Raw genomic sequence first — 15819 nt, forward strand, 5'->3', positions numbered from 1 at the left:
TTAGTCGTGCCGGCTGGAAAAATATTGGGAATCAAAATGTTGAGAGTTATTGCGTTTGTTTTGGCCTTGTTCGTTTCCTCTGCCCATGCCTCAAGCTGGGATTTCACTTATTTCAATCCCGATCAGGGCGCTTTGTTCATCGACAGCGACAGCATTGCCGAAACGCCCGAAGGCACGGTCAAGTTCTGGGCTTTGTGCGCGCCTCGTTTCGAGCGCGGCAAGCCGGTGGAGGCTTACGCTTATCGGCAGTCGCTGTACGAGGTGCATTGCAAGCAGCGCTTGCTGGCGATGCCGCTGACGGTGCGGTTCGACGTGGACGGCGCCTCAAGCGAGCAGGTGTTCGAGGAGGCGCAGATGGAGGATATCCAGCCCGATACGCAGGAAGATTTCCTGTGGACCTATATCTGCAAGCCGCAGCAGCGCCCGGAGATGGCGGTGGCGATGCGGCAGGGAATACAGATTTTTCTGCTGGAACAGCGGCGCTATGTCCGCGAGCTACTGGCGTTTCAGCATGGCAAGGGCCGTTGAACGGCGTGTTTCATGGCGCTAAAGCCTTTGGCATGATCGTTTTGCGCAAGATCATGCCATTGATGTTTGGCACTCTGTGCGTCACTGAATCACGCACAGGAAATCACACGCCATGAGAGTCGCTCCCCCCGGTAAATTGCTAGTGCCCAGAAACTGCGCCCAGCGTGAAGAGCTAAGGCTTGCCGAGGCCTCCAACTTGATCAAGCAGCTGCGGCAATGGCGGCATGATGCCGCCCCGCTGTCACGGGTGGATTCGGTGGATTCGGGCGGTGTCGACAAGAAGGCCTTGTTCGCGTTGGCGCTGAAGAGTCAGCTGGAACAGAACAAGGCGGTGTCGGGCAAGACGCCGGTGAGCGCAGCCGGAGAAGGCAAGCACCTGGATCATATCCAGCGGCTGGTGGTGATAGGCGACAGCCTGTCTGATTCCGAAGGCCGCATGCTCAGCAAGAGCCTGGGGGTGATGCCCTCATCGCGTCAGTATTACGAAGGGCGTTTCACCAATGGCTTCGCCTGGCCGGACTTCCTGGCCTCCAAGGCCTACCTGGGCAAACCGCTGGTGAACTACGCCGAAGGCGGCGCGGTAGCCGGCAAATACTCCAAGTGGAACCCGGTTTTCATGTTCATTTCCCATATGGAGCGCCAGATCAACAAGCATGACTTCCAGCAGGGCGATATGGCGGTGCTGGCGTTGGGCTCCAACGACTATATGACCTTCGGCAAGACCGATGTGGGCAAGGTGATCCGGACGTATAAGCAGCAAGTGGACAAGCTGCTGGCCAAGGGGGTGAAGGACATTCTGGTGGTGGGCGCGCCGGACTTGTCGAAAACCGTGAACGCACGCAAGCAGCCGTCAGAGGAGGCCGCCAAGTTGAAGTTATTGTCGCAGGAGCACAACCGGCTGCTGGGCAAGGCGGTGGACACGCTACAGGCAAGCAGCAAAAGTGACGGGGTGACCATCCGTTTCTTCGACATCAGCGCCAAACTGAATGACCTGATGGAGCTGGCGGAACAGGTGGAGTACGACACAATGCATAATAAGCACGAGGGCTATATCGACCTGCCGCGCGTGTTCGGTTTCGCCGGGGACACACGGCCGCTGGACAGCTCGCACCGCCACCTGTTCCACGACGAGGTGCACCCCAGTCAGGAGGTGCACCAGATCCTGGCCGCGCAAATGACGGACTTTATCCGCGAGCAATACGGCAGGCCGGCCAAGCTTCAGGACGCGGCCAGGTCCGCTAAATAGCGCAGGCCGCCGATGCCGGGGAAGAAGCAATATGCGCCGCCGCGAGTGGTGACCATCCGCGAGAAGCCCTTCAGCACGGTGTTGTTCTTGCCCATGCGGCCGGGCGCGGCCAGCGTGAAGCTGCTGTCCGCAGTGTTGTTGACGCCTAGGAACACATCTTCCCCGCTGATATTGAACACCGCGTTGCCGGCGTCAGGGTTGCCCGGTTCGGTTGCGGACTTGACGAAGTCGCTGAGCAGATTCCACTGGCTGCTGAGAAATTCGAACTGATTCCTCAGGCTGGCGTTGATTAAGTAGCCGATCAGCCCGCGCGCCGCCTGGGTGGGGCGGAGCGGGTCGTAAGCCGGGCCGTAAGGCATGGCCCTACGCACGATGCGGTGATGCGCGCTGTCTGTGCCCACCACCGCGCCGTTGCGAGGGTTGTTGCGGCGGATATGCGAGCCTATCGGGCATTTAAGGCCCAGGGTGTCGTCCTGGGACGGTTGGCTGTTGACGTAGTTGAAGTCGTTTAATTGGTCGGCGGGCAAGGTGGCGCCGGCCTCGTCCGGCCGCAGCGTCAGCGGGTTGCCGTTGCGCCAGCGTCCACAGACCTTGGCCGCCAGCAGCTCGGGGTCTATGCCTGCCTTGGCCGCGTACTCGTTCAGAAACGCGTCGAAGCCGGCCACGTCCTGTTCCAGGATGCGGAAGGCGGCGTAGCTGCCGTTGCGGCTGAGCTGTTCGGGCTTGACCGAGTACACGCCGCCGCTTTGGTTGAGGTAGCCCAGCAGAAACTCCCCGGTGGCGACGACCTCCTGATCATCCGGCGCTTGGCGTTTGCGCGCCGGCGCGCCGGCGATGGTGGGCTGGGCAATGCTGTCGCGATAGCCGAAGTGCACCTGGTTGTCCGGCAGCGCTTGCGCGTCGTGAGCGGACAGCTCGCTGAAACCGTCGGCGAAGCTCTGGCGCAGGCGCGCGCTGAGGCTTTCCAGCAGCGCCGGGTCCTTGGCCACCCACAGGCTTAGCAAAACATGCACCCGGCCGCCATCGGCCAGGCCTCCTATCCACTGTGCCGGCGCGCTGTCGCCCACATCGCCGACGGCGCTGGCGGAGGCCGCGCTGGTGGCGCCCAACTGGAAGGCCGGATCGAAGCTGGCCAACTGTTCCGCGTCGACGCCCAGCGCGGCCAGCCCGGGACAGGTGAAGCCGATGTTCAGAAAGCAGCCGGGTTTTTTCAGCCAGCATTCCGCGGTGGTGACGCGCGGCAGGCCGTCCTGTCCGGTCACGAGTTTGCGGATGAAGCGGCCGGCGGCGGCCGGATCGCGAATGCTCAGGACGAAGTGCCGTGCCAGGTCCACGCGGTAGCCGCGCAAAATCGTGCCTTGGATATCGTCGTATTGGAGAACGGGGCTGTTCATGGCGGGCCTTTCAGCAAGGGCGGGCGTGGACCGGGCCGCGCGCGGCGCAAGCGGGGGCCGCCTGCGCCTGGCGAAGGTGGGTTATCCGAGCGCGGCGAGTATGGTCTGCACGGTGTACGGGTAGGCCTGGTACAAACCGTTGTCGTTCTGCGTGCCGTCGCCGTTGTTGGGCGGTTGCTGGGAGGCGTCGTTCTTGGTGACGAAGGCCTGGAAGGCCGCCACATTATTGGCCACCGGAGTCAGCGCTTTGCCGCCCACCACGAATTGCAGCAAGGCGTCGAAGACGGTGCCCACCTGAGCGACGAAGTCGTTGATGTAGGCGTCGAAGTTGCCGTCGTATTCGGTGATCACCGCGATGACGTAGTTGTCGCCGGCTTGGCCGGTGGGCTGCAAATTGGCGGCGGAGCGGTCCAGCAGCAGGGTGCGCGCGTAATGGACTGTGCCGATGGAGGTCAGCGCCTCATGCAATTTAGGCTGGTATTCCGCCAAGGTGGCGGCGATGGCTTGCAAGCTGGTGCCGGGGACGACCGGCATCAACAGAGTGAGCGGGCTGGCCATGGGCTTCTCCCTAAGGGGTTTGGGAATTGAAGCCTAGCAGCGCGACTTTGACTGTCAATGTGATTTTATTCGTTTTGCAAGTCAAATGCCTTGGCTTAGGTATTCGTACTAAGGATTTGCCCGGTGGCCGCGCCCGACGCGAACGGAGGCGGCCGGGCGCTCATTTTCGATTGGTCAAGGACACGCCCGCCGCCGCCAGCGCGCCGCCCGCCAGCATGGACGCCAAGATGGGTTCCCCCAGCAGCCCCGCGGACAAGATCACGCCGAAGGCGGGTACCAGATTAGTGAACACGGCGGCGCGCGACGGGCCGATTTCCCGGATGCCCTGGTAATACCAGATGAAACCCACCACGGTGCCTATGGCGCCCAAGTAGAGCATGGACAGCCAGATCCGCCATCCAAAGGAAGCCCACGGAACGGAGCCGATTTCGCCGGCCGCGCCCAGGGACAGGAAGGCCAGCCCCCACAGGGTGGCGTAGGTGGTGGCCGCTATCGGGCTCAGGGTTTCCATCGCTTTGCGCGAACCCAGCGTGTAGGCCGCCCAGCTCAGCACCGCCAGGCTCATCAGGGCCTCCCCGGCGCCGAAGGACTGGCTGAAATCGTGGACTGTGCCGGCAAGATCGCCGCGGGTGATGACCACCATGGCGCCGAGCAAGGCCACGCCGATGCCGGCCCAGCGGCGCAGACCCAGACGCTCCCGGAAAATCAGGCTGGCGGCCAGCGCGGTCATGATGGGATTGAGGCTGACGAACAAGGCGGTGCGGCCGGCGGGTATGCGCGCCAGCGCGCCGAAGAAACAGGCGTTGTAGAGAAAAATGCCGGTGAAGCCCAGAAACGCGGTGACGGCGATCTGAGAGCGATTGAGCCGCGGCAGCCCGCCCTCCAGCCTGTAAGCCACCAGTACCAGCAGCAGAGCGGCCACCAGGAAGCGGCCGAAGGCGGCGGTCATCAAGGGCATGGACTGCGCCAGCACTCTGCCGGCGATGAAGGTGCCGCCCCAGAACAGCGCGGTCAGCGCCAGTTTGAAAGTCAGGGCCGGTCTGAGAGCGGCGTGCCCGCGCGCCGGCTGCGCGGCGATGGCGATGGAGCTTGGGTGGGTCATGGTGGGCGCCGGGCAAGACGTCCGGCCTCCTGATGCTATTTGGGTGCGTATATACTATTGATTGTTTCAATTCATGGAAAAATGAGCTTTTGCTCATGGGTGGGCGAGACGGTCATGACCTTTACGCAGTTGGAAATTTTTGCGCTGGTGGCGGAGCTGGGCGGCTTTACCGCGGCGGCGGACAAATTGGGCATTAGCCAATCGGCGGTATCGCACGCGATCAAGCAGTTGGAGAAGGAATGGGGGTTGACGCTGCTGACGCGCGGCCAGGCCGGCATAGAAGCCACCGAGGCCGGAAACAGCCTGTTGTTGCGCGTGCGCGAGCTGCTGGGCGTGGCCGAGGCGATCCGCCAGGAAGCGTCGGCGGCGCGTGGCTTGAACCGCGGCGTGCTGCGCATCGGCTCCTTCGGCACGACATCGTCGCTGTTGTTGTTGCCGCGCATTCTCGAACAGTTCCGCGCCGCCTATCCGGAAATCGACGTGTTCGTGGAAGAGGGCGAGGACGACGAAGTGGCGCAGTGGGTTAGCGAGCGCCGGGTGGACGTGGGCTTCGTGGTGCTGCCGGACGAGCGCTTTGACACCTTGCCGCTGGTGGAGGACCAGTTCGTGGCCCTGATTCCGGCAGACCATCCGCTGGCCGGCCAGCCGGCGGTGGAGCTGGCGGATTTGTGCGACATGCCTTTCATCATGACCTTGGCGGGCAATACCACGCTGATTGAGAGACTGTTTGAAAACGCCGGCTTGCGGCCCATGGTCAAGCATCGCTACGCCCAGATCATCACCATCGTCAAAATGGTGGAAAACGGGGCGGGTGTGTCCATCGTCGCCGATCTCGCGGTGCCAGCGCCCTTGCTGGCGTTGTGTCCCGGAGTGGTGAAAAAGCCGCTGGCGCCGAAGGTCAAGCGCGCGGTGGGTCTGGCGGTGCCCAGCCGTAAGCACGTCAGCCCGGCGGTGGCGGCTTTTCTGCATACTTCCAAAACCATGGCCAAGAGCCTGCGCGACGGCTCGCTGGGCGGTTTGTGAGCTGGTGCCAGGCGGGAAGACCGCGCAGTGGCGGCGGAATGCCGGCGGCTAGCCCGCCATGCGCTTCATCACGCGTTCGATTTCATCCTGCAGCCGGACAACGTCTATAGGCTTGGTCATGAACCCGTCCATGCCGGCGGCCATGGCCGCTTCGCGGTCCTCCTGAAACGCCCCGGCCGTCAACGCGATGATGGGTGTGGCGCGCTTGTCGCTGTCCGCGTGCACCTGACGGATGAACTTGCAGGCGGTGATGCCGTCCATCACCGGCATTTGAACGTCCATCAGAATGAGGTCTATATCATGGTGCTGCCACGCGTTGATCACTTCTTTCCCATTGGATGCGGTGTAAATCCGGTGCCCGTGTTTTTTGAGCAGGAGGGTGACGATGTCCAAATTGATTAAATCGTCATCGGCCACCAGGATGTTCAAGGGAGACGGAGGGACAGGCATGAGCTTCGCATCCTGCGGCTCCAGGCAGGGCAAGGCGTCAAGCGGCGCCGGGCGCAGGGGAAGGTAAACCTGAAAGACCGAGCCTTTGTTGAGGGCGCTTTGCACCTCTATCCGGCCGCCCATTTTCTGGGTCAACTGCAAGGCGATGATGGTGGTGCCCAGGCCGGTGCCGCCAAAGCGGCGGGTGGTTGAGGCGTCCGCTTGGGAAAAGGGTTCGAACAACTTGGCAAGGGTGTCCTGGCTCATGCCAATCCCGCTGTCCCGGATAATGACCACCACGTTCTCTTCCGTGGACAACACCGTCAGCCAGACCCCGCCCTGAACGGTGAACTTGATGGCGTTGCCCACCAGGTTCATCAAGATCTGCCGCACCCGGAAAGCGTCGCCGATAAAGGTCTGCTGGATAATGTCCGGGTATTTCAGCTGCAGGGAGATACCCTTTTTGCTGGCGCTTAGTTGCAGAATATCGATCACCTGTTCCGCCACTTCGCGCAAAGAGAAGGGCGCTTCTTCCAACTCCAGCGCGTTTTGCTCCAGCTTTGCCGTGTCGAGAACATCGTTGAGCAGGCCCAGCAAGCTTTTGGCGGAGTGGTTGACGGTTTTGAGCATGCCTTTCTGCTTGTCGTCCAACTCCGTGTCTTGCAATAAATCGGTGTAACCGATGATGGCGTTCATCGGCGTCCTGATTTCATGGCTCATATTGGCCAGGAAGGCGCTTTTGGATTTAACGGCCGAAAGCGCGCGGTTTTTGGCTTCAATCAAAGCGAACTCCGCCGCTTTTTTCTCCGAAATATCCAGTATCACCCCGTCAATCAACAGCAGCGCGCCGTCGTCGTCGTATACGCCGCGGGCGCTTTCCAATACCCAGCATTCTTCTTGATTCAGGCCGAGCAGGCGGTATTCGACGACATAAAGCTGATGCTGCTCCAAAGCGTAGCGAATGGTTTCACGCACCCTTTCCTTGTCATCCGGGTGAACGATGTCCAGTAACTGAATGCGGCCGTCCAAGAAGGATTTTGCTGGCCAGCCGCATAGTTTTTCTATGTTCTCGTTGATGAATATGGTTTTCCACGGCTCCTGGAAGTGGCTGCGAAAGGCGACGCCGGGGATGTTGTCGATCAAGGTGCGAAACTGACTTTCACGTTCTTCCAGCTCCTGCTGGATGCGGTGACGCGCGCTGATGTCGCTGATGAAGCCGACGTAAATCACCTGCTCGGGCAGCAATACCTTGCCTATCGATAAGCGGATGGGGAACTGGCTGCCGTCCTTTTTGAGCGCCATCTCCTCGCGTTCCTGGCCAATCAATTTCGCGATTTGGGTTTCCATGTAATCGGCAAGAAAGCGATCATGTTTGGAGTGGTACGGCTCCGGCATCAACAAATTGATGTTCTTGCCTAGCAACTCTTCCACCTTCCAGCCAAATAGCCGCTCCACCGCGGGGTTGGCGCTCAAGATGCCGCCTTTCTCGTCGAAGGTGATGATGCCGTCCAGCGAGGTGTTGAACGTGGCTTGCAGCTTCAGTTCGTTGCTCAGTGTTCTTTGATACAAGGGGCGGTACCGCAACAACACATTGCACACGAAGACGATATTGCCAAGCATGAGCACGGTGATGGCGATGGCGACCGCCAAGCCCGCATTGTCTTCAAAGGGGCTGCGGAAAGCCGGGTCCCGCGTGCCGATGAAGCGGGCCGCCTCCATGCCGAAATAATGCATGCCCGCAATGGCGACCCCCATGACCCCGCCGCTGAGCAGCGTCATCCCTCCCTTGCCGATTTTCTTATTGTCCAGGCCAAAACGTATCCACAGCGACAAGGTGCTTAGCAGCACGGCGAGCAAGATGGAAACGGCGAACCAGAAGGGATCGTAACGCAGCAGCGGCGTCATGCGTATGGCCGCCATGCCGGAGTAGTGCATGGTGCCGATGCCGCTTCCCACCAGAACTCCGCTGATCAACAGCTGTTTTCCGTTGATTTTGGGCTGAGACAGCAAGTGCAGGGCAATGAGCGAGGCGGCGACGGCGGGCAGCATGGACAAGAGAGTGGGAAGCAGCGCGTACTGGATTGTGCTGCAAACGCTGAAGGCCAGCATGCCGACAAAATGCATGGCCCATATGCCGCCGCCCATCGCGCAAGAGCCGGTGGCCAGAGCGACCCAGCGCAGCCAGCGCTCGCTGGCTTCGCGAGCCAGGCCGGCTATCTGCAGCGCCAAGCAGGAGGTAAATATGGCCACCAGTAAGGAGAGCGCCACCAGCCACAAGTTGTATCTGGTTGGCAAAAACAAATAGGACTGGTAAGCGTCAATGAAAAACGAGCTGAGCATGACCTCCCCATTTTCAATAGCTTCTTCACGCTGTGCCAATGAGCCGCAGGGGCTTTCCTCCGGTATAGACAATGCAGGTATTGTCGCACCAGCGTTGTGCAGGAAGGTTATTCCATCCGCCGCCCCGCGCAATGCGGGAATCTAGCGCTGCTTTGCCAACTACAGCGACTAGATTTTGCCCGCGGAGAGTGAATACTTCCAAGGCTGATATCCGGGGTGCCCACGGGAGCCTGAGCCGTTCAAAACCTCTACCCGGAGTCTTGTTTTAGCGGGGTGAACTTTACTATCTATAGAAGATATCGATAGGTGTATGCATGCCGGAGTGGATATCTTGCCAGACCGATTTGAAGCCAAGCTGCGGGTAGCCATTACCGTCTCCATGTTGTTTGTAGCCGCGTTGTCGTTTTCTATCTGGAAGGTTGTGGATGGCGCTAAGCAAGCAGCGCACTGGCTGACGAACAGCGTGATGGTTGCGGACAAGCTGGCGCACATCCGCGGCTTTACCGTGCATGCGGAAATCAGCACCCAGAATTTTCGCCTGACAGGTGATGAGTCCAATCTAAAAGAGCGCGATAGGGCAATTGAGGCGCGCGAACGGTTGCTGACGCAGATTCGCACCCTAATCGGCGACAACCCCAGGCAGCTTGATCGGTGGATGGCGCTGCGCAGGGTTGTCACTCAGCGGGTGGCGATCTCTCGTGAGGTGGAGCGTTTGTACCGTCAGTACGGTGGAACCGCGGCCAACGCCTACGCTACGAGCGCGCCGCTACGCTCCACTCGCATGCAGGTATATAGCTTACTGGACGAAATGGACAATGAAGAGCACCGCGTGCTAGAGGGGCGGCTGGTTGATTACGAGCATTCACAGCAGTGGCAAATATGGTGGAACAGCCTGAGCGGCATCACGCTTTTCTTGCTGTTGGGCGGGACTTATTTCATGGTGCGGCGGCAATGGCGGGCCCTCAGCATCAGCCGAAGAGCGCTTGCCTCCAGCGAGGAAAACCTGGCCGCCACGCTGCATTCGATTGGAGATGCGGTAATCTCCGTTAATGCCAGTGGCTTGGTGACCCATTGCAACCGGGTAGCCGAATTCCTCACGGGTTGGCCTGCCGCCGAGGCTGCCGGCTTGCCGCTGTCGCACGTATTAACCGTATGCCGGGATAAAGACGAACGGTCTATCGACTTGTTCGCATGCGGGACAAGAATGGTGACGCAGGCCCAGCACATACCGGAGTCCTGGAATGGGGAACTGGTGGCGCGCGATGGCCAGCAGCGTCCGATCAGCTACACCGTAGCGCCGATTATGGCCAGCAGCGGCCTGGTGAACGGCGTGGTGGTTGTGTTCCGCGACTGCACTGCGGAGCGGGATGTCCGGCGGACCATCCTTGCGCATAATGCCTTGCTTGCCGAGCGGGTCCAGGACCGATCCTTGCGCTTGCGCGAAAGCGAAGCGCATTTGGACGCCATCCTCAGCGCCGTGCCGGTGCTGATCGCCTATGTCAACGCCGATCGCCTTTATGTGTATGTCAATGAGCAGTATCGGCTGCGCTTTGCCCCCCAGCTTGCGGACATCACCGGCTACGCAGTAAGCGAGATTCTAGGGGCGGAACGTTATGCCATAGCCTGTCCATGCATTGACAAAGTGCTGGCCGGTGAGCCGCTTAACTATGATTGGCAGCCTTTTCCAGGGATTTGGCAGAACATCCGCTATGTGCCCAAGCGCAACGAGCGGGAGGAGGTCGTTGGTTATTATGTGCTGGGTATCGATGTGACCGAGCGCAAGGTGGCAGAGGAACATATCCAGCAGCTGAACAGCGAGCTATCGCGGCAAGTGCATGAGCTAGAGCATGTCTCCCGCGCCCTGCGCACCCTGAGCGCGGGGAATCGCGCCATGCTGAGGGCCAAGGATGAGCAGCAATTGCTGGATAGCAGTTGCAGGGCCATCGTTGAGGCCGGCGGTTATAGCACGGCGGTGATCTGGTATGGCGACGCGGATGCGCAAGGCATACAGCCGATGGCTCAATGCGGTTTTGCCGGCGAGCTGACTGAGCTGGCAGGCATCGTTCTGGGCAGGGCGGACGCCGTAGGCGGCATCAGCATCACGCCCACTGCGGTGCGCACCGGTAAGGTTCAGCTGGCGCGCGACATGCAAAGCGATATCCGGTATGAGGCGCTGCGGGCCTTGCTGCATGGGGCGGCATCCGGCTTGGCTTGCCCGTTGCAGGTGGATGGCCGCGTTATCGGCGCATTGACCATTTACGACAGGCAGGCGGATACCTTTGACGACGACGAGATCGACTTGCTGATCGAAGCCAGTGCCGACCTGGCATTCGGCATCGGCTCCTTGCGGGCGCAGAGGGAACGAGAGCAGGCCCGCATCGCCATGCAGCAAATGCTGCGCCATGATCAACTGACGGGCTTGCCCAATATGCTGCAGTTTGAAGAGGCGCTGACGTTGGAGCTTGTGCACGCAAGCCAGGAGGACCGCACGCTGGCCGTGCTGCAATTCAATATCGAACGTCTGGGAGAAATCAATGAGGTGCTTGGTTTTGCTCAGGGAGATCAAATCTTGCGTGAGTTCGGCGCGCGCCTGACGGCCTGCCTGCCGGCCGCCGCGTTGGCCGCGCGCGTGCGAGGCGACGAATTTGCGGTATTGCTTCCCGGCGCGGATGGACAGGAGGCACTGGTGCTGGTCACTGCGGTCAACTGGGCGATGACTACCGCTTTTGAAGTGGCGGGGCTGACGCTGGATGTTGCCGTAAGAGTGGGAATGGTGCTGTTCCCTCAACATGGGAGGAATGTACACGATTTGCTGCGCCACCTGGATAAGGCGACACAGCAGGCCAAGCAGCGAGGCGTGGCTTATTACTTGTACGAACCGGGCAAGGCCGAGACGCAAGCCGAGCGGCTGGTGTTGGCCAGAGAGCTACGCCACGCCATAGCGCAGGGCGAACTGCGACTCTATCTGCAGCCCAAGGTCAGCCTGGCCGACGGCCAGGTCTGTGGCGCCGAGGCGCTGGTGCGCTGGCAGCATCCGCGGCACGGCTTGTTGGCGCCCAGCGCCTTCATCGATATCGCCGAACGATCCGGCTTAATCCACCCGTTGACCGAGTGGGTTGTGACCGCGGCGCTGGATTTGCTCCAAGTTTGGCAGCGGCAGCAGCTAATGCTGCCCATCGCGGTGAACCTATCGGTGCGCAATCTGCAGGATGACACCTTGCCGGACAAGCTGCGACTTTGGCAGGAGCAGCGTTCGATTCGCACCGGTTTGTTGGAGCTGGAAATCACGGAAAGCTCCATGATGCTGGATCCGGAGTTGGCGCTGGCCTTGCTGCAAGAGCTGCGATGCGCCGGCGCCGCACTGTATGTGGACGATTTTGGCACAGGTTACTCGTCGTTAAGCTATTTACAAAAATTGCCGGTGGACTACATCAAGATTGATCAGTCCTTTGTGATGAACATGTCCCAGGACAAAGACTCAGCCATGATCGTGAAATCCACCATCGAACTTGTGCACGATCTGGGGCGGCTGGTGGTAGCGGAGGGCGTGGAATCCGCTGCGGATTGGCAGAGCCTGCGCGAAATGGGCTGTGATTATGCGCAGGGGTTCTTCATCGCCCCGCCAATGCCGGCGGAGGCGTTTGCCGCCTGGATACGCTCTTTCCAGGCGCCATAGTGTTGGAAGGCTTCCCGTTTGGAGCCCGGCGCTTCGAGTCCATCATCCATACCAGAACTGAGTCCTAGGAACGCGGGATGCACATACGCTTTAAAGCGAAGCCCGTTCCAGAAATTTCCTGATCTCGAGAGAGTAGGCGCCAGGATGCGAGAACCTGAACATGTGGCCGGTGTGCGGCATGATGACTTCCTGCGAGCCCTTTATGCCGTTGAGGAGGATCTTCGCGGCCTCTTCGCCGATCAGCTTGTCTTCCCCGGGCGTCAGGATCAGCGTGGGGACCTTGATCTTCTTCAGCCGTGCCGTATAGTCCGCCTTTTCGATTGAGCGTATGCGATTGACGTAGGCTTTATGGGGCGTTTCCTTGGCAAAGAAGGCGCGAGTCTTCCCGGTAGACCAGGGAATCTCCCCCTCCTTGTCAAATGATGAAGCCAGCTGCGCTGCGTGAACCCGAAGGGTTATCAGTCGGTAAAACGGTCCGGGGAAGAATGGAGCAAGCGCTGCCAGCGTCTTGAGCAAGGGCGACGTGATCGGACTCTTGGCAAAACCGCCAGAGATCACCAGACCCTTAAGGCCCTTCGGCTGTTGCGTCGCCACCGCGATTGAGGAGACTGCGCCGTAGGAGTCGCCAACTAAGACATAGCTCTCCAAGTCCTTCACCTGGTCAATAATGAAATCGGCCAATGTTTCCAGTTCGTAGACATCGTCCGGCAAGCGCAGGGTGCGCATGGCGCGACCCCGCAAGCAGGTCAGTTGGTTAAGCTGCCACGGGGCCCCTGCGAAGCAAGGGATCATGACCAAGGTGGGCTCAGTTTTCATGGGGTGTTCTGGCGAGTTGAATAAACGACGACCCAACTCTAGGAGGACTACGGCATTCGATCCAATGGCATCTACGCATCATGTCGATGCACGAGATTCATGGCGCGGCACCGGCCGCAGCAAGCCCCCGCCGATGCTTAGCCGGCGATCATCATGTTTGTAATCCACTCAATGGAGGGCTCGTTGGCTCGCCCGCGGGCTCGAATAACGAGCACCTCCCAAGTTGGTAGCGCCAAGGGCAGCTCAAAAAGGCTAAGCTGGGCGGTCTCCTGCATCCGTATTGCGACCCGCTCGGCAACAACGGCAATCGATTCCGAAGCGCCTACCATGAACGGAACAGCCAGAAAGCTCGTGCAGACGGCGCTCACCTTGCGGGTACGACCGAGACGCTCCAAAGCATCGTCGACAGCGCCCCGTGTATCACCGCGCGGCGAGACCAGAAGGTGAGGCAGGCGAGCGAAGTCATCCAGATCCATGTGCAGCGTCTTGCCTCGCTTGATCAGAGCTGGATGACCCTTGCGTGCGATGCCGATAAAACGCTCCTTATGAACAAGCTGGCAATCAAAGCGCTGCGGGATCTGAGCAAAAGAGCCCGACCCCAGTACGATATCGAGTTCACCGGCGTCCAACATGCGCAAGGCAGATTCGCGATTGGCCGGCCTGAGCTTCAGTACGACGTCCGGCGCCGCGGCCTGGATCATGGCCAGAACAGGGGCGATGACGGTCAATATGGCATGATCGGTAGCCGCTACGGAGAGCGTCGCTTGCAAACGGCCTGGGTCGAACGGGCCGCGTGGGCTGGCAACGAGCCTGACCGACTCGAGTGCCGCCGCCACTCTTGGCATTAGCTCTATAGTCAGAGGCGTCGGCACGATCCCACGTGGGTTACGAGTGAAAAGCGGATCATCAAAGGCAGTACGCAACCTCGATAAGGCGTGACTGGTTGCAGATTGAGACAAATGCAACCTTGCGGCAGCACGGCCGACGTGCCTTTCGGCCCAAAGCGCCTCAAGGACAACCAGAAGGTTGAGATCGAAACGCGTCAGATCGAGGAGCTTCATGCTGTTTGGACCCTTTGTTCATAATTCGATGTACGGAGCTTTCGTACCGCCCTTTCGGGACGGTCACCGTACGCAATAAAGACAGCGTGGTATCTGGGGGCAATGCTTATCGGGCGCAGGCAGGAGAGCCGCCCGCAGCGTCCCGCGCGCGCCCGACACCAGTTCTAGGTCGTGCTCTTTCTCTTCGGTGCTTCCACGCGGCCGATCAAGCCCTCCGCAGGCTAGCTATTTGAGTGGTCGCTTCATCCGTTATCAACGGAGCAGTCTAGGCGTGCAAATCGGTCAAGGAAGAAGGTCATGACATGGCGGTATGGTGGAATGCTATCGGACCATATCAGTCGTTCTCCTCGCAATAGCCAATTTACTGAAGAAGTCGGTTCTGTGGCTTATAAGTTAGGCGCGGCGGTTATCTAGGTGCAAAAGAGCTGTAGCGAGATCCCGGTGGTGATTAGACTGCCGGCGGCAAACCGGCATTGCGACGGAGGGGCCGTCGTTAGTTGTATCCGCTCATCAAATAGTCGCCGTTATCCCATCGCGGGGTGGTCTCTGGTTCATCTGATAACGCCAAAATAGCTGGTCGAGTTTCTTGCTGCTGTATTGGCCGCCTTGGTCGAAATGAAGCAACACGGGCTTGGGACCGCCAAGCTATCTATGCGCATGCTCAAGCGCGTGGATGAAGTCTGTATCCGACCACCCCTCTCCCTGCTCGTCACCCGACGAGCGAACAAATCCAGCGCCACGGCCAAGTGGCGCCAACAGCCAGCGACTTTCAGTGGTCCGTGCACCTTTCGTGTAGAGAAGCAGTCTCCGTATATACCATTGGAATTGATGGGAAAAACCCTATGAAAACCAAGCGCAGAGCGAATATCCGGGGCGAAGACAGCCCCAAACGGGCTCTGCGGCATGGGCTGTTTTTAGGATTAATCCTATGTGGCCAAAGTAAGGGTCTGGATAGTATCCGCCTATGCAGAACCGGTAGCGATTGCGTCTGGTCTGTTGCCTCCTGAGTTCAGGTTGGCATTGAGTTCAACACTTTTAAGGTAACGATATGAAAAAGGCAGTAGCTCTCGCATTGATTTCTGGCGCAATGGTTCCCGGTCTGGCCTTGGCCGCGGATGGGAACATGAGCTTTACCGGCAATGTGACAGCCAATACCTGCGTGATTAACTCTCCTGATCTGACTATCGACATGGGCGACGTACCTGCCAGTGCGCTGGCAACTCCGGGCGCGCGTGCAGGCCAGACACGGTTTGAGATTGCGCTGACGGGGTGTACGGAAGGCGTGGCTAAGGTTGCCGCCAAGTTTGAATCAGGAACCGCGGATTTGAGCACGGGCAGACTAGGGCTAACCGCTGATGTTAATCAGGCGAAGAACGTACAGATCGCCATCTACGATATGGCTGACGCGGAGAACAAGTTTGGCCAAGCGCCGCCAACCTCTTCTTATCAGGACATCATCAGCGGCAGCGCCACCCTGCGCTATAGCGCATGGTACGTTGCCACCGGAGTGGCCACGGTGGGTACCGCCAATGCTGCGGCGACTTATACCTTGGCGTATGAATAAGGCACTTCCATGATCTAAACGGATGCTTCACAGCGCAAGCCGAGGCTGCCATCACGCGCTATTAGGCTGGGCAGCCTTTTCG

Annotated in this window: 11 protein-coding genes; 5 read left to right on the top strand and 6 right to left on the bottom strand. The window is 59.7% G+C overall.

The genetic code is table 11. The features are described from left to right. Nucleotides 1–36: 36 nt before the first annotated feature. Nucleotides 37–528: a surface-adhesin E family protein gene (locus BR71_RS00745; protein WP_156038756.1), complete on the top strand. Its 492-nt coding sequence runs from the start codon at nucleotides 37–39 to the stop codon at nucleotides 526–528. Nucleotides 529–640: 112 nt separating this feature from the next. Then, nucleotides 641–1774, top strand: coding sequence for an SGNH/GDSL hydrolase family protein (locus tag BR71_RS00750; protein WP_081862498.1), 1134 nt, complete (start codon nucleotides 641–643; stop codon nucleotides 1772–1774). Here the strand turns inward: BR71_RS00750 and BR71_RS00755 are convergent. From BR71_RS00755 to BR71_RS00765, 3 genes are all read right to left on the bottom strand, one after another. Continuing rightward, on the bottom strand, nucleotides 1747–3168 hold the full coding sequence (locus BR71_RS00755; RefSeq protein WP_043631273.1) for a Dyp-type peroxidase: 1422 nt from the start codon (nucleotides 3166–3168) through the stop codon (nucleotides 1747–1749). The genes BR71_RS00750 and BR71_RS00755 overlap by 28 nt on opposite strands. A gap of 81 nt (nucleotides 3169–3249) precedes the next feature. Next, the gene (locus BR71_RS22635; protein WP_052370227.1) at nucleotides 3250–3726 is read right to left on the bottom strand and encodes a hypothetical protein; all 477 of its coding nucleotides are present in this window, start codon (nucleotides 3724–3726) and stop codon (nucleotides 3250–3252) included. Nucleotides 3727–3886: 160 nt separating this feature from the next. Further along, complete coding sequence (locus BR71_RS00765) at nucleotides 3887–4828, bottom strand: DMT family transporter (protein WP_043631276.1); 942 nt, start codon at nucleotides 4826–4828, stop codon at nucleotides 3887–3889. Nucleotides 4829–4942: 114 nt separating this feature from the next. Between BR71_RS00765 and BR71_RS00770 the strand changes: the two genes are divergently transcribed. Further along, nucleotides 4943–5851: a LysR family transcriptional regulator gene (locus BR71_RS00770; protein WP_043631279.1), complete on the top strand. Its 909-nt coding sequence runs from the start codon at nucleotides 4943–4945 to the stop codon at nucleotides 5849–5851. 48 nt (nucleotides 5852–5899) lie between these two features. Here BR71_RS00770 and BR71_RS00775 read toward each other — a convergent pair whose 3' ends face one another. Next, nucleotides 5900–8620 carry an MHYT domain-containing protein gene (locus tag BR71_RS00775; RefSeq protein ID WP_052370228.1) on the bottom strand — a complete coding sequence of 907 codons (2721 nt, stop codon included), beginning with the start codon at nucleotides 8618–8620 and terminating at the stop codon, nucleotides 5900–5902. A 322-nt stretch (nucleotides 8621–8942) separates the two neighbouring features. Between BR71_RS00775 and BR71_RS00780 the strand changes: the two genes are divergently transcribed. After that, nucleotides 8943–12296, top strand: a complete 3354-nt coding sequence (locus BR71_RS00780; RefSeq protein WP_425265906.1) for an EAL domain-containing protein — start codon at nucleotides 8943–8945, stop codon at nucleotides 12294–12296. 90 nt (nucleotides 12297–12386) lie between these two features. Here the strand turns inward: BR71_RS00780 and BR71_RS00785 are convergent, their stop codons facing one another. Next, nucleotides 12387–13022: an alpha/beta fold hydrolase gene (locus tag BR71_RS00785; RefSeq protein WP_208854821.1), complete on the bottom strand. Its 636-nt coding sequence runs from the start codon at nucleotides 13020–13022 to the stop codon at nucleotides 12387–12389. Nucleotides 13023–13249: 227 nt separating this feature from the next. After that, nucleotides 13250–14173: a LysR family transcriptional regulator gene (locus BR71_RS00790; protein WP_043631287.1), complete on the bottom strand. Its 924-nt coding sequence runs from the start codon at nucleotides 14171–14173 to the stop codon at nucleotides 13250–13252. Between the two features lie 1048 nt (nucleotides 14174–15221). On the opposite strand from BR71_RS00790, the gene BR71_RS00795 reads away from it, so the two are divergent. Continuing rightward, entirely contained in the window at nucleotides 15222–15737 is a 516-nt protein-coding gene (locus BR71_RS00795) for a fimbrial protein (RefSeq protein ID WP_081556749.1), read from the top strand. Nucleotides 15738–15819 lie beyond the last annotated feature (82 nt).

The sequence above is a fragment of the Chromobacterium haemolyticum DSM 19808 genome (assembly GCF_000711885.1).
GTDB lineage: Bacteria > Pseudomonadota > Gammaproteobacteria > Burkholderiales > Chromobacteriaceae > Chromobacterium > Chromobacterium haemolyticum.